This window comes from Legionella clemsonensis, assembly GCF_002240035.1.
Taxonomy (GTDB): domain Bacteria; phylum Pseudomonadota; class Gammaproteobacteria; order Legionellales; family Legionellaceae; genus Tatlockia; species Tatlockia clemsonensis.
On the sequence record NZ_CP016397.1, the window covers coordinates 2,149,586 to 2,167,363 of the forward strand.

Below are 17,778 nucleotides of genomic sequence, written 5' to 3' on the forward strand. Positions count from 1 at the left end.
GACAAACCCAAGTTTCACTCAGAATATGCATAGTTCCTCATCTAATTTTCTTGGCGGGTGCCACTGAGGAGCGCATTTTTAGTGTCTTCTTAAAATTGGAAAGTCGTAAGTAATAAAATTTTCTAAAAAGGAAAGCAATAATGTGTTTAGGATAGCCACACCCCCCTTTGATCATAGCCAATGTCGTTACAAGGCAATTAGTATATAGCTCTTTTCGTAACGCTGGATAGGCATCAAAATATTGCGATAAATCATTAAAATAAATATTATACGCCTTCTGTCTTCCTGCTTTGCTTGCCAGATAAGCCCCACCGGTGGGATTGCAACGGTACTTAACTAATATTTCATTGATATAAGCCCCTTTTCCTTTTGGAATCAGAGAGTCCATGGCAAAAAACCACTCCATAAAATCACGTTTTGGATCCATTACTTTGCGTGCGGAACGGCGATAGGCATAAGAACTGTGTACCGCGACTGTACCCCAGAGCGCTAAGTCCTTTACATCAAAATACAAAATATCGGAGTTAGGCACTGGTGCACCGGTTTCCGCTTGGTAGCTCAAATCATCCGAAAAATACAGAGCACGATGAAAAGTTAAATTCACCGATTCGTCTTTAAATAAATCAAATTGTTTCTGTAACTTACCAGCTAACATGATATCGTCACCATCCAGATGAAATACTATATCCCCTGTAGCCCTTTTATGAGATTCTATGTAATTTCTTCCTGCACCAATGTTCTTATCACGTGATAGTGTTGTAATTTTTTCAGGATACAGTGATTGGTAGTGAGCAATAATTTGCTGCGTGCCATCAGTGGAACAATCATCAGAAATTAAAATATTAAAATCAAAATCCGTTTGTTGAGTTAAAACACTTTCCAGTGCTTCGCCAATGTAATTTTTTTGATTGTAACAAGATACAACAACCGTAGCATTTAACATAATCTATACTTCCATTACCCATGTGTCGCGTTTAGTTCTAAAAAAATAATAAAACAGCGTCAATACTATTAGGCAATATATAAAAGCGGTGCCTATATAGGCTAGTATGACGGCAGATAAAGAAACAGAATAATGGAGCTCGATAGAACATAACAGAATAAAAAGTGCTCCCTGTAAAATTTCACCTAGGATATAGAGCTTGGTTGCTGCTTTTGCCACAACCACAAAACCCACCACCCATCCAATTACTCGGAAAAAATCACCCAGCATTTGCAACAAAAATAAATGATTTATTGCTAAAAACTTGTCAGTGTAAACTAATGTAATGATGGTATTTCTGTAGAAGAAAAAGAAAAGCATCATTCCAAGAAATAACCCACCAATAAAAAAAACCATTTTGTTTACTTCATTCATAATGCTTCGATTATCTTGTTTCGGTGAGATAATAGGCACAAAATAAAATGATAAAAAAAGCGAATAAAAACTCAGATAAGCAGCCGACAGTTTGGTAATTGCCTGCCAAAATCCGGCCGCCTCTATACCCATTAGAGCAATAATCTTATTCCTAATAAACATTTCGACAATAGGAAAACAGACCGTGCTAAAGAGTAGCATCAGGCTAAACTTACTAAGTAAAACAGTATCTTGCTTAACGGAATCAAAACGTAAATAGCGCCATAAACGTTTTGACAACGCATAATAAATTGCTGGGAAGAAAGGACAAAGTATAGGGGCAGTCACAGCGATCGTTGCCCCCCAAAAACCATGGTTAGGTATTAAATAACTGGCAAGTGCAGCTGCAAGAAAATTTCCTATAATCACTAAAACAGCATAGGCCGTATTATTGCGAAAACCATTCGCAAGACCATAAGCATAATTATTAAACGCGATGAATATTTGCGCTATCAAGAAAAAATAAATATAAATACGATAATCTTGATTCAGAAAAACATAAGCAGCCAGTTGCTCACTGAACAATAACCCAACCGCCAAGGTAAATAATGCACAGGATCCAGTGTAAAAAAAAGCACTTCCTGCGAAACGAAATTGTCTGTAAAGAGAACCTGTGTATTCGGAAATGTATTTAATAATACCAGCACTAATACCGCCTCCTGCCAGTGTCGCAGCAATCGTTACCAAGGTCATAAAATTACCCAACAAGCCTAATCCCTCAGGCCCCTGAGTTATTGCGATTTGTTTTATGATATATAAACTAACCAAGAGACGACTTAAATGGGAAACAGCGGTGAGCATGGCAACTTTAAACTGCTGCACTATAGTTCCTTAAGACAGGTAATAGCTCGATAGATAACTACCTCAGCATCAGTATGCGATAAGTTATACCAAAGTGGCAAACGCACAAGTTTTTCACTTTCTACAGTTGTGTACTCATCTTTTCCTGAGAATCTACCATATTTTAAGCCTGCCGGACTTGAGTGCAGTGGCACATAATGAAAGGGAGTTTGAATATTGTAAGCTTGCATTTTATTGATAAATGCATCTCTTTTTGCCAGTGTATTTAGCTTCAAGTAATACATATGCGCATTATGTTTACATGCGGAAGGCGCGTGTGGACGACCAATAAGCTCCTCTTCTTTTATTGACGCAAACGCTTCATGATATTGATGCCAGAGTGCCAAGCGCTTTTCATTAATTTGCTCAGCAGCTTCTAACTGCGCCAGCAAGTATGCTGCCTGAAGTTCACTTGGTAAAAAGCTAGAACCAATATCTCTCCATGTATATTTATCTATCTGTCCTTTTAGGAATTGTGAACGGTTCGTTCCTTTTTCGCGGATAACCTCTGCACGCTCAACAAAACGCTCATCATTAATTAATAAGGCACCACCCTCACCACCTGAGGTGTAATTTTTAGTTTCATGGAAGCTGTAACACCCTAAGTGACCTATAGAACCAAGAGGCTTTTCATTATAAGTAGCCATCACTCCTTGAGCAGCATCTTCAATAACATATAAATTATAGCGGTGGGCTAATGCCATGATACTATCCATTTCGCAAGCAATGCCCGCGTAATGCACAGGAACAATCGCTCTTGTTTTCTCAGTAATCGCCGCCTCTATTTTTTGTTCATCAATATTCATCGTGTCTGGTCGAATATCAACAAAGACGATTTTTGCTCCACGTAAAACAAAGGCATTGGCAGTACTAACAAAGGTATAGCTAGGCATAATAACTTCATCACCTGGCTGAATATTAATTAATAAAGCCGCCATTTCCAAAGCAGCCGTACAAGAAGGAGTAAGTAGTACTTTTCTTACAGTGGCAGGTTGTTCTAGCCATGCCTCACAACGCTTGGAATAGCTACCACCACCACATAGTTTCGCGTTGGCATTAATAATTTCAGAAATATAAGTAAGTTCAGTGCCCAGTAGTGGAGGTTTATTAAAGCAAATCATACGCTTATCCTGCAATCAATTCTGATTTATTTTTTGAGCTATATAAAAGAGCATTGACTTGATTTTTTTCCAGTAGAGAGAGCAGGTAATTACCATAATTACTCTTATTTAAAGACATTCCTATCTCATAAATCTGACTATTATTTAACCATCCATTGTTGTAGGCGATTTCTTCTAGACAAGCAATTTTTAATCCTTGTCGATGTTCAATAGTTTGTACAAACATACCAGCCTCTAAAAGACTTTCGTGGTTACCCGTGTCTAACCAGGCAAATCCTCGACCTAATAATTCAACATTTAATTGACCCGCCTCGAGATAAACCTGATTAACACAAGTTATTTCGAGTTCATTTCTATAAGAGGGTTTAATTTGTTTAGCGATATCAATAACCTGATTGTCATAAAAATACAAACCAGTAACTGCAAAATTCGAACGAGGTTTACTAGGTTTTTCTTCAATAGAAATAGCACGCAATTTATCATCAAATTCAACCACACCGAAGCGTTCAGGATCTTTAACTTGATAACCAAATACTGTAGCACCCATTGTTCGGTTTGCTACTTCTTTTAACTTAGGCCTAAATCCCTGCCCATAAAAAATATTATCGCCCAACACTAAACATACAGAATTCTTAGCAATAAAGGATTCACCAATTATAAAGGCCTGCGCTAAACCTTCAGGTTTAGTCTGTACTTCATAACTCAGATTAATTCCAAACTGCTCACCGTCTCCCAGAAGACGCATGAAAGCACTCTTATCTTCAGGTGTAGTGATGATCAAAATGTCACGAATTCCTGATAGCATCAACACAGAAAGTGGGTAGTAAATCATTGGCTTGTCGTATACTGGTAGTAATTGCTTTGAAATACCTTTAGTAATCGGGTATAACCGGCTTCCAGTTCCACCTGCTAAGATAATACCTTTCATATACATAACTCCTTAGAGGTATTAAGATAATTACGGTAAGACTCGTTCTGAAACAGTTGCTTGCTCTTATCAATTTTAAGTGTGACATGAACTGTTTTATTAATGGAATAGACCTTACTCAAGCCAGCAGTGTAATGTAACATAGGAAGCCGCATTATAAAAACCGAGCGATGTGAATACTCTACCTACTGAGTAGTTGGTGCTAAGAGCATTATGTTCAATCCAATCCAACCCTAAAGTTTTACCCCATAACAGACCACCTTTATTTAATAATTTAAAAATCCCTTGATTACGATAAACTTCAGAAACAGCACCAATTCCTCCTTTAGCATATTTTTTACCGTTCTGGTTAATTAATTTGAATGTTAAAAACCCTGCAATATCTTCGCCTGAAGCGATTACAAGAAATTTGTCTGCAAAATCAGGATTATTAAAACTATTGACAACCCAATCCTCATAAATTTCCTCAATTTTTGACTGATCAAGTTGTTTATTATTTGCATAATGACCATAGCCTTTGAAAGAATTTTTTGCCAGTTTTGCTGCCAGCGGCAAATCAGCTTCTACTATTTCACGCATTTCAAGCTTATCAGGAATTTCTACTGAATCAAAAAAAATACGACTTAGGTCAAACCGATAGGTTAATTGAGTATCCTTTAATTGAAAACCCAAACTTTCTAATTCATTTATGAGAGTGACATTTTCTGTCGGTAGTCGGCTTATGACTAATTTTATATTGTCATTACGGAGTTGTTGAATAAGTTTGGCAGGAGAAGTATCCCATTCATTAATTTTTGCAATATTAAAACCAAAACGTTTTTTATCAATTTCACTAAGGAATTTACTCATATCAAAATTACCTGCCACTACAAATTATTTACAATGATTGCTTAAATTAAACTCCCGAGGGAGAGGAAATTATTTACTAATTCTTTCTGCTCGTCTACTACAAATTTCCAGAAAAATGACAGGAGTCACACCTAATTTATCAGCTATAGAAACTATCAAGAATCAGCATAACTCTTTGTGGCCTAACTGGTATCAAGAAGCATTATACCTTTTCATCCAAATATAATCGACCAGCGGATTGCACAATGGAAAACCTGTTGGTAGGATTAAATAAGCATCTCGGCCACAGGATTACAATGTTTTTTAAATATCAACAGGAATTAATAGCCAAGTTAATTTTAGCTGTATTTTTATTATTAACTTGTAACCTATTGTTTGCACTTTCAGCAAATTGTCATTTGCTTAACAATAATACAATCTCTACGCCAGGATGCTATTATTTAGATCGTAATATAAGAGGATTCCTTACCATTAATTCAGATTCTGTTACTCTTGACTTAAATGGAAAAGGATTAAGTGATCCAGAACCAGGCTCTCAAAATATTGGTATAAAATTAGGAAACCACAGTAATATCACTATTAAAAATGGATATTTGAATGGTTTTTGGTTTGCTATATCCGGCTCTGGGGGGAGAAACTTAAACATAATAAATATGAGTTTTACCAATACTAGATATGTTGCAGTTAATCTCTCGGGATCCAATGTAAATGTTAGTGGAAATTTTATTAATAATATGAATTTTTTTCAGCCTAAAGATAAAGTGAATTTTTATTTAGTCGGCATAAATATTCGGGATACTTCAGGATGTAAAATTTTAAACAATGTTATTTTAGCACCTCAATTACCAACAAAAGAACTTGACTATCGCTTAGAATATGTTGGTTTAATTTTATTAAATCCATCGCAGAATTGTTATATCCAAAATAATATTTTCTCCAATTTCCAAACTCCCTTATTTAAATCTATAGCGGTCTGGTTAGCTTCTGAAACAGCCTTTAGCGTTTTAAAAGACAATTTAGTTTTGAATTATCGATATGGGATAACAGGTAGCCTAGAAAGTTATTCTGAAAAAAATAATTTATTAATTAATGTCGAAAAACCAAAGTTAAACAAGGCATGGGAAATTCCTTTAGTTTTAAATAACGAGATGCTTTAGATACGAAGGTAACAGGATAGTAGACAAAACAGCAGTGGTTAGCAGGAAGAGAAAATAAACCTTAACGCCAAACTTGGTAATACCCTGTCTTGATGTATCATTTAGCCTGTTGCTTCGTTTATCATTACTCCTATAGTTTTGCCTCTATGAGATAGTCTTAGATTAACTACGCCCATACTGATCTTCAAAACGAACAATATCATCCTCACCCATGTATTCCCCACTTTGCACCTCAATCATGACAAGTGGAATTACACCGGGGTTTTCCAAACGATGCTTATGACCAGCAGGAATGTAGGTTGACTCATTGGTATTAATATACATTTCCTGATCACCATTAATGACCTTGGCCATACCACTTACCACAATCCAATGTTCACTGCGGTGATAATGCATTTGTAGGCTGAGGCTTGCGTTAGGTCGTACTTCAATGCGTTTAATTTTAAAACGAGACCCTTCTTCCAATACCGTGTAGGACCCCCAGGGACGATGCACTGTGCGATGCACTTTATGAGCTTCATGTCCTTGTGCTTTTAGCTGAGTATAGATAGCTTTTACATCCTGGGCTCGTGTTTTATCAGCCACTAATAATGCATCGGGGGTATCAATGATAAAAAGATTATTAACGCCAATTGCCCCAACCAGTCGCTCTTGGCTTCGTATATAGCAATTAGAAACATCATGTAAAAGAGCTTCTCCTTCAATCCGATTTCCCATTTGATCCGGAGTAGATAAATCACCTAAAGCACTCCAGGAGCCTATGTCGCTCCAGCCTATATTGCAAGGCACAACTGCAATCTTTGCTGATTTCTCAATCACTGCATAGTCCAGTGAAATTTCAGGAACGTGATGAAAGGTTTGCGTTTCGAGCTCGATCTGAGAAAAGCCTTTGCCAGTGGCTATACGTGATAATTCAATGCATGTTTTGGTTGCCAGCAAAACCTCGGAGCAATAGCGTTCCATTTCTTGTAACATTGTGCCGGCCGTAAAACAAAACATGCCTGAGTTCCATAAGAAATTTCCACTTTCCAAATAATGTTTTGCCCTCTCTAAAGACGGCTTTTCAATAAAGCGAACGACTGCGTTGCCCTTGGTTTCAATGTAGCCATAACCCGTTTCAGGTGTTTGTGGTTCAATACCAAAAGTAACTATATTACCTGCCAGAGCCAACTCTTTCGCCTTAGTTACTGCGTCCACAAATGCTTGTTGAGCCGAAATTAGATGATCAGCCGGCAATGCCAACATTAACGCCTCTTCACCATATTGTTCTGCAACACGAAGTGTTGCCGCTGCAACTGCTGCTGCTGTATTACGGCCGAAGGGCTCAAGAATAAAAGATAAATTTATTGTGTCTTTCTGAGTTTCACGAAATTCATCCTCTGTTTTAAAAAAAAGGTCACGGTTGGTAACCGTCAAGACTTCTTGTACATCTGCAAGAGATACTGCGCGCAAAAACGTTTTTTGCAATAAACTTTGGCCATCAGCAAGACGAATAAAGGGTTTGGGATGCAATTCACGAGAGACTGGCCACAAGCGCGACCCGGCCCCACCGCACAGAATGGTCGGTATAAGAGGTACTGACAATTTTTTCCTTCCTGCTTTTGTCGGTTAAGCTCTATTCTCTGATTTAATAGAAGGCCATAGAATAGAAATTAACCATTCTAAAACGGTGATTAAGAGGCAGTCAAGATTATTTGATAATAAGTCAGTAAAAATAAAACAACGATGTCACTCAAGCGCCACAGTCACTTTGGGGGGCACATCGCAAAAGAACTTGCAGGAATAGTTCTTAAGCCACATTCAGGAGATCCCTTGAAGTGACTATGTGACTTTTAGGATAACGTGCTGTAAGTTTTAGAGATTTATCCTTCATTCTGCATCTGAGGGACGACGGGATAATCCCAAATTATCCTGCTTAAAGATGCGATCTGCTCGGTAGCTTGAGCGTACTAAAGGACCTGAAGCCACTTCAAAAAATCCCTTCTGCAAGCCAATTTCCCGAAATTCTAGAAATTTTTCAGGTGTTACATAACGTACAACAGGTAAATGATTTTTTGTGGGTTGCAGGTATTGGCCCAAGGTTAAAATATCTACATTCTGTGCGCGCAATTCATCCATAGTATGGATAATTTCCTCATCCGTCTCACCTAAACCAAGCATTAAACTGGTTTTTGTAAGCACATCAGGGCGATAACGCTTGGCAAAAGCCAACAAATTCAGAGTTTGCCAATAACCTGCACGATTATCACGCACAGGGTGTGTCAACCGTTCCACAGTTTCAACATTCTGAGCGAACACATCCACACCACTGTCTAATAAAGTCATGAGGCTTGCTTCTACACCCTGAAAGTCAGGTGTTAACGCCTCAATTTTGGTCTGTGGGCAACGGGCCTTAATAGCGCGAATGGTATCTGCATAATGTTTAGCGCCACCATCCGGCAAATCATCACGATTAACAGAGGTTAAAACGACATAGTCAAGTTTCATGAGAGCGACCGTATTGGCGGTATTGGCAGGTTCATTGACATCGAGCCATCCATGAGGATTACCAGTGTCTACGGCGCAAAAGCGGCAAGCTCTGGTGCACACTGCCCCCATAAGCATAATAGTCGCTGTACCGTGAGACCAGCACTCTCCAATGTTAGGACATTTTGCTTCCTCACACACTGTAGCCAATTGGTGTTTTACAACTTGCTCTTTAACCTGATGATAAGCTGGGGTAGTATGATTGATAATGCGTAACCATTTTGGTTTAGAGAGCCGCTCAGAGGCAACCTCACTTGATTTGACACCATCCTTGATGGCTATAATCCCTTGCTGGGTGCGGTATTTTTGCCCACTTTCAACCACAATCGGGATGTTTTTTAACTTGCTCATACTAGCACCAACAAATTTGAATGTTCTGATGATCCCAAATCAGAAAGTGCAGATCAAGTGCTTTGTTAAGATTCCAAGGGTGATTATAAAGTTACCACCCGATTTTTACCACGATGTTTGGCTTCATACATTGCCTCATCAGCACGGGTAAATAAGGTTTCGAGGGTATCCCCATGCTGAAAATTAGTTAAACCAAAAGAAACAGTCACATAGACTCGCTTATCGCGATAATAAAACTCATATTCTTCAATCAGATTTCGCAATTCTTCAGCGACCTTGGCTGCATTATTTAAATGAGTACGTTCAAAAATAAAAATAAATTTTTCACCGCCATAACGGGCAATAAAATCAACTGCTCGAATCGATGATTTAAACAGTGCAGCAATTTTCTTTAAGAGTTTGTCTCCTGCCAAATGGCCGTAGGTATCATTAATCTGTTTAAAGTTGTCAATGTCGGCGATGGCAATCGATAAATCACCACATCCTCGCTTCCAGCGCTGGTAAGCATCCATCAGGTGCTCTTCATAAGAGGCTCTGTTAGGTAAGCCAGTCAAACTGTCCTGATTATTCTTTAGTTTTTCGAAGGACAACATATTTTTTATTTCGTTTGCCCCACGCTCTGTTTCCATTAAATTATCCCGTAAAATCAATAACCTATTTTCATAGACTTCCAATCGTTCTTCCTGACATTTTTTAAATGTTTCAATATGAGATCCTATAGCAGTTAAATTTGTTTCAATGCGTTGAGATAACTCCTCAAGTGATTGCGAACTATCAAGATGATTTCTAATGTCTTCGATACTTGATTGTACGCCTGCTTCCAATTGCTCCGTGCTATTTCTAGTTAAAATAGTATCGTCCCTTGATAATTGTAGATACTTACCAAAATCCCGCAAGTGGGTGGCTAATTCATATAAAATTCCCTTGAAGCGATTTTGCTCGAAGTTAAATGATTTCACGACCAAATCCGTTAAATCTTCCATTACCTTAAGCAGCTTTTCTTCCGTCAAGTCTTTATTTAATTCCGTTTTAATTATTTCCTGCTTCTTGAGCAGATCATCGGGAACAGGAAGATGTTCCATAATTTGCAAAAGCTGCGAGTTAATTTGAGTATCCATTACTCCAGTTACTGCAGGATGATGTTGTTCACAAAATTGAATTTGTTGCGCCACAGTATTGACACATTCTTTTAATAATTGATTAAACTGTCCAATTAATTTTCTTTCATCCGTATCAGTTTTCAACAACTGCTCCATACGTTCGAAAGCATGTTTATCCTTTAACTCAATGAGCCTCTGACTGAGAAGATCAGCTCCCTGTTTAATAAAATCAGTAATAATAATTTTATTTTCTTGTCTTTTTTGTTGAAGATTGGACATGACATCAACCAGGGAAGCAACACGATGCTGAATAGACAGAGGATCCTCATTTTCTTTAAGGGCATCTTTTAAATCTAAAACATGCTTGTCTAAATCAATATGAATTCCACTCGGTAAAGTTGTTAACTTATCAATTGCTTTTCTAAGTACATCCACTTCACCCTGAAGCTTGTTACATTGTTCCTCATAATGACTAATCGTATTAACAATTTTTTGCTTTAATTGTTGTTCCATTATTAAATTCCCTTTCGAATCATTATGCTTATCGTTTTAATTTTTCCTTTTTTTAAGAAATTCAAGCATCACTTTAGCGTGTGATCCGTCACACAGCGGTGGATCCTTCGTTTCTTTACAGCCACAAAAATAGACTGTCTCTGTAATTATAGCTTTATATGGCACACATTGTGCGCCACAATCCTTTCGGTCACAGAGTGGCTGGGTTTGACTTTTGCCACAACCGCACCAATAATAAGTTGTTCCCTCCTCTACCTCGTAAGGAATAGGGAAAAAAGGAGGTCTATCATCATCCTTTATCATGCTGCATCCTGGATTAGTCCCTCTATAGTAATGGTAGCGTTTTTTTTCTCAGTAAAATTGCCATGATTACTACAACAGCCACTATTAAAAGAGACAATGCCAACTGCGCAAAGGCTGACGGGTAAATAATAAAAAGGATTGCAATGATTATCAGAAAGAGATGAGCAATTTTTTTGAATATACTCTGGTATTGCGTAAAGCGAGCAGCCTTGCTTAACCAAATTGCTATTAACATTAGCAACAATAAGGGAATGATGTAGATAAATTGATAAACAATCAGGAAAACAATGGTTGTAAACGTAGAATATTGCTGTGTTAGAAGCCATTGTTCAAATACCAGGGCAAAGTTGGGCGTGCAAGTTTGCATATATATCTGAGCACCTAAGGCACTTAAAATTCCCAAGGCGAGAAATAGAGAGGATTTCTTCTCATCTAATCTTTTAAAATACCCCAACGTATAAGCCAACAGCGCTAATCCAATTAATAGCACCGGAATACGAAAAGCAGGGCTCCACTGAAAAAACAGTGCACTGAAAACTTGTTGCAGGTAATGAACAATACCAACGGTAATAATAAATAAAAATCCGACAGCCAATCGTAACTGGCGTGTCTTGGCGAGCCACAGAAATGCCACCAAAGTAAACATTACAAATAATGAACAGGGGTTTAGAGCATCAGAAATGGCCATCATGGGGATTAAAGAAGCGACAGAGGGTTTGGAAATGAGTACATTGCCATACCAGTTGGCATTGGCCCATTGCTGTAACACGGTAGTCGTTTTGCTATTTAATTGTCCTGTTTTAATCACTTGATCATGACAATAAGCTAATCCACGCAATAATTCTCTTCCGCTGGTTTCAGCATCAGCAAAACCTATCCAGTGAGAGTTACAAAAGAAGATAGCAGGTACACTAAAATCGGTTGACTTCTGTTGTTGTAAAAATTGATTAAAGGTCTCAAGCGCCTGTTTATCTTTATTTATCGTATAGCGTTTAACCTTAAGCCAGGGGATAGTTGCTTCAAGGCGCTGAAAAAATTTATCTGCCTTATGGCAATGAGGACAAGTTGAAGATAAAAACAAGCTGACCTGCAGTTTAACTGTCTGATTTTCTTGTATAAACCACTCAGAGGGTTTGGAGCTTGCCCATAGTAGGGAAATACACAAACAACTAACGACAAACCACTTAAACAGCAACTTCATTTTAATGTCCTTGTAATAGCAAAACTACTCACAGTTTACTATACAGTGCTTTTCTGCCATTTGTATATTAGAGCAAGATCATACGTAGAAGTTCGATGCTTTAGTAAGTATGAATATAATTTTCTAGCTGCTCAATGACCCGGGTTTTATCTTCAAGTAAATGGAATAATAAGTCTCCAATCGATAAAATAGCAACCAGCTCACCCTGTTCCCTGATGAGCAGATGACGTCGTTTAGTTTGTGTTATTACTTCCATTGCTTTCTCAACAGGATCAAATAAATCCAAAATACTTACATTCAAATAAGCAACTTGTTTAGCGGTTGTCGTGTGTGGATTCAAATCACGATTTAGACAAGAGCGAATAATATCCCGCTCACTCACTATTCCTACAATATCTAAGTCATCTTTTACAACTAACGCCCCGATATCTTTATCGGTCATAATTCTAACGCATTCATCAACAGTAATATCAGGCTTTATATAAATAATGGGACGTCTTGGTTGGGGTAAAGCAGAAAAAATTGGGTGCGCCATGTCTCACTCCCTCGAAATTCTGGACTTATAGTCAAGAATAATAATTCTATATTGATCAAATATAGCACAACAACTCCATTTTCCAGCGCAACCGAATAAACTGTTTTTTTATAATCACCATTTACAGGCTTTATAAATATTTTTCTTGCTTTTAGAAAAGATTTATTTAGGATAAATTACCAAAACAATTTACACTAGGAAAAACAGGATGTTTAAACCCTATTTATTCTCAGGATTGTTACTCATAGCGAACACAAGTTACAGCGGCACCATGGGCTGTCAAACCGAGGGAGTAACTGTGCCTTGTGAAAATCGTGCATGGGATATCGGTATCGGCGCTTTATACCTGAAGCCTACTTCCCCCTTGCTAAATCCTTATTTACGCAGTGGAATTTTAATAAATGACTTGCATTATCATAGCGTAAAATCTCCCTGGGATTGGGGATTTATGGCAGAAGGAAGTTATCATTTCAATACGGGTAATGATGTCAATGTCAATTGGCTGCACTTTAACGACAAGTATAATGACAGTGTGAGTGCTTTTTTTCCTGAAGCATCTATACCTAGAACTCAAACCGCCTATTTAAATTTTAAAACCAGGCTAGATGTGGTGAATGTTGAATTTGCGCAAAACAGTCACTTGGGAAGCAAAACTAATTTGCGCCTCCACGGGGGCTTGCAATACGCAAATGGCAATATTGATAGAGACATCCAGCAATATGAACAAATATTAACCTTTCCAACGTCTTTATTCCACACTGCTTCATTAGAAGCAACATACCGCGGTCTCGGCCCTCGTTTGGGCGGTGATATTTCTCGTCAACTGCCTCATGGTTTTGCCGTATTTGCCAAAAGTGCCATGGCTCTTTTAGTTGGCGAAGCGAAAACTAAGCTATCTGGCAATAACTTAAGTGGTCCAAGAATAACCCCCTTCAGTCGTTACGTGAAGCAAACCAGTTTAGTGCCAGAACTTGAGACGAAGCTTGGGGCAAGTTATGAGTTCAATGCTGGTATGGGACAAGTTACTCTTTTGGCGGGATGGTTGTTTCAACACTACTTTAACCTGTTTTCATTAGCTTCTGGGGAATTCCCACAGCGCTTCAATGAGCCTGTGAGTCATGAGCTTTCCCTAAATGGTCCCTTTATTCAAGGAAAATGGGTTGCAGACGTCTAATGCAAGATAGAGTATGCTGTCACATTTTTTAAGGTTCAAGAACAGTTTTCACTGGCAGGCAAGCATACTTAGTTTACTGTTATTAGCCTCTCTTATTTTTCAAGGAGTTACTGATCTTTCAGTTTTATTTATTAGTTATGGGCTTGTCTTACTCTTAATTTTAATGGCTTATTTACATCTAAAAAGTCAGGCGAGCTTAAAACTTACCCCGTTAAGTTTATTATTGATAGCTTGGCTACTTTGGATTTCTCTGCCTTTTAGTTTCGGATGGGTTTCTAATACTGCTTTATTTGGATTTTTTCAATGCAGTCCATGGGTTATTGTGTTTTTTATTTTCGACCTGAGTAGTTCAACAAAACGTTTATGGTCAGTGCTTTCTCAAGTGTTGTGGCTATTAAGCCTAAGTTGTGCAGTGCTTGCACTTTTTCAATTCTTTATTCTTCATGAAATGCCCTGTGGCTTTTTCGCAAGTAAAAATACTGCCGCTGCTTTTTTAATGGTAACGCTTTTAATTTTAATCGGTGAGTTTCTAAATCCAACACGCAATGAAACTGCAAAATTATTGCATTCATTTTATCTACCATTTTTGCGGCTTAGCATTTTTATCATCGCGTTAGCCATGTTTGCTGCTTTAAGTCGTGGCGTCATAATCAGTTTTGCATGTGGTTTTGCTATAGAATTAATTTTGCTGCGTCACGCTGTATCAAAGAAACACCTTTTTGAGCTCCTGATACTCTTACTCCTTACTTGCACTATATTACTACTCCTGGCACAACCTGCCATTGCACATCGCTTGGCACTACTTCAGCGAGAAAAATCTCGCCTTGTTCTGTGGCAAGGAGCTTGGCATTTATGGCAAAACACCCCTTGGTACGGGCGCGGTATTTTTAACTTTATGCACTATTATCCAGCCTTTAGCTTGCCGGGCGATGGTTCTGTACTCCAATATGCCCACAATGATTTCTTACAATTATTAATCGAAACAGGAATTCCTGGCGGTCTTATTTTGCTTGGGATAACAGGGGTCAGTGGTTTGTCATTTTGGCGATACCTGCAACAACAAAATTTCAATCAGGAACAAATCACCTCAGTCGCCTGTTTTGCAGCAGCAATGAGCATGGCATTCCATAGTGTTGTGGATTTTAACTTTTATGTTTTGATAATGAATTTATTATTAGGCTGTTTTCTTGGTTATGTTCATAATAGGCTAAAGAAAAGAGGCTTCATTCAAGTTTGGACAATAGGATTATCATTCCGACATCAACGTTTTTTAATCTTTCTTGGCTTACTTTTAGGTTTGCTTATCAGTGTTAGTGCCTTGCGATTATTCATGCTCAATTACTATATTACTAAAGCTGATATTGCTGCTAAACAACAATATTTTCAAACGGCCCTTCATTACAGCAGGCAAGCCTTGCACTGGCTAGATCTTGCCGAATTACATAGCCGCAGAGCCGATCTCTATTTGCAATTAGCCAGTAACGCAACAGCAAGGGATGAACAACAGACATTTACCGTGCAAACAAAGCAAGAAATTAATAAAGCGATTGCGGCTAATCCTTATTTCGCGCGTCCCTATTTTCAAATGGCTTTAGTGCAATCGCTTCTGTTAAATCATCAAACACAAGCCAGACATTTCTTCAGCGAGTCACTAGCGAAAGACCCCCATTATAGTTTGGGTCGCCTTACATTTTGCCAATTTTTAATTGAACAACAAGACTTCCTTCAGGCACAACGTATTCTTGAACAAGGTTTGCACTATCCTATTGTACCAGAACAGGCAGAAATTTATTTAAATTATCTGGCAAAGCTTCGCTATAAAAATGGCGACAAAAAAGGTGCTTCGCAAGTTGTTGAGCGACTACAGCACCTTTCTTATTATAATAATGATTACAGTGACTTAGTTTGAAGTCTCATACCTTACAGTTGTAAATGCTAACAATTACCAGATCGACGTGCGCAGATTGTATTAAGCAGTGCAATAAAACGATTGTCTAAGACTGAGCTGCCTTGCAACATATAACGCGTATCAACATAACCATAGGATGTCACCCCAACAACCGCATTGCGTGCAGGATTGAGTCCTCCTGTTTGCCCTCTTGCAGGCATACCAAAATTTTGTACCCATGGTCCACCACTGGAGCCTCCCTGCATATCAGAACCATATTCCACATTATTGGGAACAACTGCACGGTAACTTTCAGCACTCACTTGATGCATTAATTGACAAGAATCCAGATTGCACGGGTAACCCAGTAAATGGACATGATTGGGAATTAATGAATAAGTCTTCCAACCTAATACGCCGGTAACAGACCCAAGACGTCTGGTCGAACTTCCAATTACATTGTCTTTAACTTCAATCACGGCATAATCAGCAGAGTTTGGGACTACTCCTCCCCCTCTTGCCCAAGTCGAAGTGGTTAACACATAATTCCAGGACCAACTTCTAAGAGGAGCCTTTCCACTTCGATAGGCTGGAATGAATAAAAAATTGGTAAAATAACCAGAGCTGGTCCCTGAGTGCACACAATGCCCAGCAGTTAGAATAATTCGCTGCTTAATAACAGCAGCTGAACAAGTAAAATTTCCTTGTCCAGGAACGGTAAAAAATAGTCTTCCCACCGTTCTATAGGGATAAACTAAATCAGCAGTTACAGGTACTAAACGAGAGCTGGAAAAGTTGGCGCCAGAGAGTCCTCGATTAAAGAAAGCTTGAGAATCATCTTCTGGTTTAATATTAAGCATACTTTCAGGAATCAGAGGCATCAAATCAGGCTCTATCTCTTCCTCAGGAGGAGCCCCTTCCTCCTGCTGTGACTCTTCCAGATTCAATGTACCCTTATCCATTTCCTGAACCTGATTTGGAGCAATTCTTGGGTAAGGCATTTCCTTCGCATTCATTAAGCGTTCAGGTGTCCAATATTCGAGGAGTGAATTTTCAGGTTGATTATTTTCTACTCCTTGATCTATTTCATTATCCGCAAACACTTGCGAGGAACATAAAAGTAAAAGAAGGGAACTAATTTTAATAAGTGTTTTCATGATTTAAATTCCTTTTTAAAATCAAAGCTAAATGAGGGTAAGACTATTATGCTTTTCTATAGTTTCATAAGAAATGATTTTCGTCAAATTTGAGAATAAAGCGCAGGAGGTTCTCTAGTTTCGGGGCATAGACAGCAAGTCATTAAGAGACAGTGGAATGTCCGGGAGAGAAGGGAATAAAACCTGTTGCCGCTTAAAGCAACAGGTTACCAGTGACAATTAGTTCGCAACTTTCCAGGAACCATCCGCTTGGCGGCATGCTTTACCATAAATCTGCTGTGATTTACCACCAATCATTGCTCTGGTGATGTACTCACGGCAAGGTTGGCTATTCACATAGTAGGTTCGTGTGGGTTGCACAGTATAGCGGTTACCATTGTCGGGGTTTCTCCAGGCAACAGCACGTCCTGTTGGAGCCGTTTCTAATGCTTTTTGCATTTCCAAACGATCGAGTCGATCCATGGTACGACCAATGTTTCCTCCCAGAAAAGCGCCTAATAAAGCGCCACCCGCAGCTGCAGCCACTTTACCAGAACCACCACCGAACTGGCTGCCTAATAATCCACCCACAACACCACCTGTGACAGTACCTACTCCTTCATTGGTAACTTGCGCACAACTGGCAAGAAAAATTGAAAGGGACAGAGATACTAACGCTATTTTTTTCATGAATTCACCATAAGTATCGTTGTAAAATCGGCTGGTATTCTAGCATCACGGTTAGATATTATCCACAAAA

16 protein-coding genes are annotated in these 17,778 nt (G+C 38.6%); 3 read left to right on the forward strand and 13 right to left on the reverse strand.

Translation table 11 applies throughout. The annotated features are described in order from the left end of the window. Window positions 1-37 precede the first annotated feature (37 nt). From clem_RS09350 to clem_RS09370, 5 genes are all read right to left on the reverse strand, one after another. A complete protein-coding gene (locus clem_RS09350) occupies window positions 38-943 on the reverse strand; it encodes a glycosyltransferase (protein WP_094091308.1) in 906 nt (301 codons plus the stop codon). Window positions 944-946: 3 nt separating this feature from the next. Further along, a complete protein-coding gene (locus clem_RS09355; RefSeq protein ID WP_094091309.1) occupies window positions 947-2,218 on the reverse strand; it encodes an O-antigen translocase in 1,272 nt (423 codons plus the stop codon). After that, on the reverse strand, window positions 2,218-3,357 hold the full coding sequence (gene rffA / locus clem_RS09360; RefSeq protein WP_094091310.1) for a dTDP-4-amino-4,6-dideoxygalactose transaminase: 1,140 nt from the start codon (window positions 3,355-3,357) through the stop codon (window positions 2,218-2,220). The genes clem_RS09355 and rffA overlap by 1 nt, the downstream gene beginning before the upstream one ends. 4 nt (window positions 3,358-3,361) lie before the next feature. Next, on the reverse strand, window positions 3,362-4,285 hold the full coding sequence (gene rfbA / locus clem_RS09365; RefSeq protein ID WP_198333106.1) for a glucose-1-phosphate thymidylyltransferase RfbA: 924 nt from the start codon (window positions 4,283-4,285) through the stop codon (window positions 3,362-3,364). A gap of 114 nt (window positions 4,286-4,399) precedes the next feature. Continuing rightward, window positions 4,400-5,152 carry a GNAT family protein gene (locus clem_RS09370; protein ID WP_094091312.1) on the reverse strand — a complete coding sequence of 251 codons (753 nt, stop codon included), beginning with the start codon at window positions 5,150-5,152 and terminating at the stop codon, window positions 4,400-4,402. Window positions 5,153-5,430: 278 nt separating this feature from the next. Between clem_RS09370 and clem_RS09375 the strand changes: the two genes are divergently transcribed. After that, complete coding sequence (locus clem_RS09375) at window positions 5,431-6,291, forward strand: hypothetical protein (RefSeq protein WP_094091313.1); 861 nt, start codon at window positions 5,431-5,433, stop codon at window positions 6,289-6,291. 162 nt (window positions 6,292-6,453) lie between these two features. On the opposite strand, the gene clem_RS09380 is transcribed toward clem_RS09375, so the two are convergent. The 6 genes from clem_RS09380 to clem_RS09405 form a co-directional block, all read right to left on the reverse strand. Beyond that, window positions 6,454-7,875, reverse strand: coding sequence for a mannose-1-phosphate guanylyltransferase/mannose-6-phosphate isomerase (locus tag clem_RS09380; RefSeq protein ID WP_094091314.1), 1,422 nt, complete (start codon window positions 7,873-7,875; stop codon window positions 6,454-6,456). Between the two features lie 285 nt (window positions 7,876-8,160). Continuing rightward, window positions 8,161-9,168, reverse strand: a complete 1,008-nt coding sequence (gene lipA / locus clem_RS09385) for a lipoyl synthase (RefSeq protein WP_094091315.1) — start codon at window positions 9,166-9,168, stop codon at window positions 8,161-8,163. Between the two features lie 83 nt (window positions 9,169-9,251). Then, window positions 9,252-10,781 (reverse strand): GGDEF domain-containing protein, encoded by a 1,530-nt coding sequence (locus tag clem_RS09390; protein WP_094091316.1) that lies wholly within the window; start codon window positions 10,779-10,781, stop codon window positions 9,252-9,254. A 36-nt stretch (window positions 10,782-10,817) separates the two neighbouring features. Further along, complete coding sequence (locus tag clem_RS09395; protein WP_094091317.1) at window positions 10,818-11,084, reverse strand: CDGSH iron-sulfur domain-containing protein; 267 nt, start codon at window positions 11,082-11,084, stop codon at window positions 10,818-10,820. Between the two features lie 22 nt (window positions 11,085-11,106). After that, window positions 11,107-12,285: a glutaredoxin family protein gene (locus clem_RS09400; protein WP_094091318.1), complete on the reverse strand. Its 1,179-nt coding sequence runs from the start codon at window positions 12,283-12,285 to the stop codon at window positions 11,107-11,109. A gap of 100 nt (window positions 12,286-12,385) precedes the next feature. Continuing rightward, complete coding sequence (locus clem_RS09405) at window positions 12,386-12,820, reverse strand: CBS domain-containing protein (protein ID WP_094091319.1); 435 nt, start codon at window positions 12,818-12,820, stop codon at window positions 12,386-12,388. Between the two features lie 208 nt (window positions 12,821-13,028). Here clem_RS09405 and clem_RS09410 point away from each other — a divergent pair, with 208 nt between their 5' ends. Then, window positions 13,029-13,994, forward strand: coding sequence for an Lpg1974 family pore-forming outer membrane protein (locus tag clem_RS09410; protein WP_094091320.1), 966 nt, complete (start codon window positions 13,029-13,031; stop codon window positions 13,992-13,994). Window positions 13,995-14,007: 13 nt separating this feature from the next. Continuing rightward, the gene (locus tag clem_RS09415; RefSeq protein WP_094091321.1) at window positions 14,008-15,903 is read left to right on the forward strand and encodes an O-antigen ligase family protein; all 1,896 of its coding nucleotides are present in this window, start codon (window positions 14,008-14,010) and stop codon (window positions 15,901-15,903) included. 26 nt (window positions 15,904-15,929) lie between these two features. Here the strand turns inward: clem_RS09415 and clem_RS09420 are convergent, their stop codons facing one another. After that, complete coding sequence (locus tag clem_RS09420) at window positions 15,930-17,039, reverse strand: trypsin-like serine peptidase (protein WP_094091322.1); 1,110 nt, start codon at window positions 17,037-17,039, stop codon at window positions 15,930-15,932. A 219-nt stretch (window positions 17,040-17,258) separates the two neighbouring features. Continuing rightward, a complete protein-coding gene (locus tag clem_RS09425) occupies window positions 17,259-17,708 on the reverse strand; it encodes an RT0821/Lpp0805 family surface protein (RefSeq protein ID WP_094091323.1) in 450 nt (149 codons plus the stop codon). Between the last annotated feature and the right edge of the window lie 70 nt (window positions 17,709-17,778).

What these genes read in the sequence shown, in the direction of transcription:
- clem_RS09350 (WP_094091308.1), bottom strand. Translation starts at nt 943, where the DNA reads ATGTTAAATGCTACGGTTGTTGTATCTTGTTACAATCAAAAAAATTAC.
- rffA (WP_094091310.1), bottom strand. Translation starts at nt 3,357, where the DNA reads ATGATTTGCTTTAATAAACCTCCACTACTGGGCACTGAACTTACTTAT.
- rfbA (WP_198333106.1), bottom strand. Translation starts at nt 4,285, where the DNA reads ATGAAAGGTATTATCTTAGCAGGTGGAACTGGAAGCCGGTTATACCCG.
- clem_RS09375 (WP_094091313.1), top strand. Translation starts at nt 5,431, where the DNA reads ATGTTTTTTAAATATCAACAGGAATTAATAGCCAAGTTAATTTTAGCT.
- lipA (WP_094091315.1), bottom strand. Translation starts at nt 9,168, where the DNA reads ATGAGCAAGTTAAAAAACATCCCGATTGTGGTTGAAAGTGGGCAAAAA.
- clem_RS09390 (WP_094091316.1), bottom strand. Translation starts at nt 10,781, where the DNA reads ATGGAACAACAATTAAAGCAAAAAATTGTTAATACGATTAGTCATTAT.
- clem_RS09395 (WP_094091317.1), bottom strand. Translation starts at nt 11,084, where the DNA reads ATGATAAAGGATGATGATAGACCTCCTTTTTTCCCTATTCCTTACGAG.
- clem_RS09400 (WP_094091318.1), bottom strand. Translation starts at nt 12,285, where the DNA reads ATGAAGTTGCTGTTTAAGTGGTTTGTCGTTAGTTGTTTGTGTATTTCC.
- clem_RS09405 (WP_094091319.1), bottom strand. Translation starts at nt 12,820, where the DNA reads ATGGCGCACCCAATTTTTTCTGCTTTACCCCAACCAAGACGTCCCATT.
- clem_RS09410 (WP_094091320.1), top strand. Translation starts at nt 13,029, where the DNA reads ATGTTTAAACCCTATTTATTCTCAGGATTGTTACTCATAGCGAACACA.
- clem_RS09415 (WP_094091321.1), top strand. Translation starts at nt 14,008, where the DNA reads ATGCTGTCACATTTTTTAAGGTTCAAGAACAGTTTTCACTGGCAGGCA.
- clem_RS09420 (WP_094091322.1), bottom strand. Translation starts at nt 17,039, where the DNA reads ATGAAAACACTTATTAAAATTAGTTCCCTTCTTTTACTTTTATGTTCC.
- clem_RS09425 (WP_094091323.1), bottom strand. Translation starts at nt 17,708, where the DNA reads ATGAAAAAAATAGCGTTAGTATCTCTGTCCCTTTCAATTTTTCTTGCC.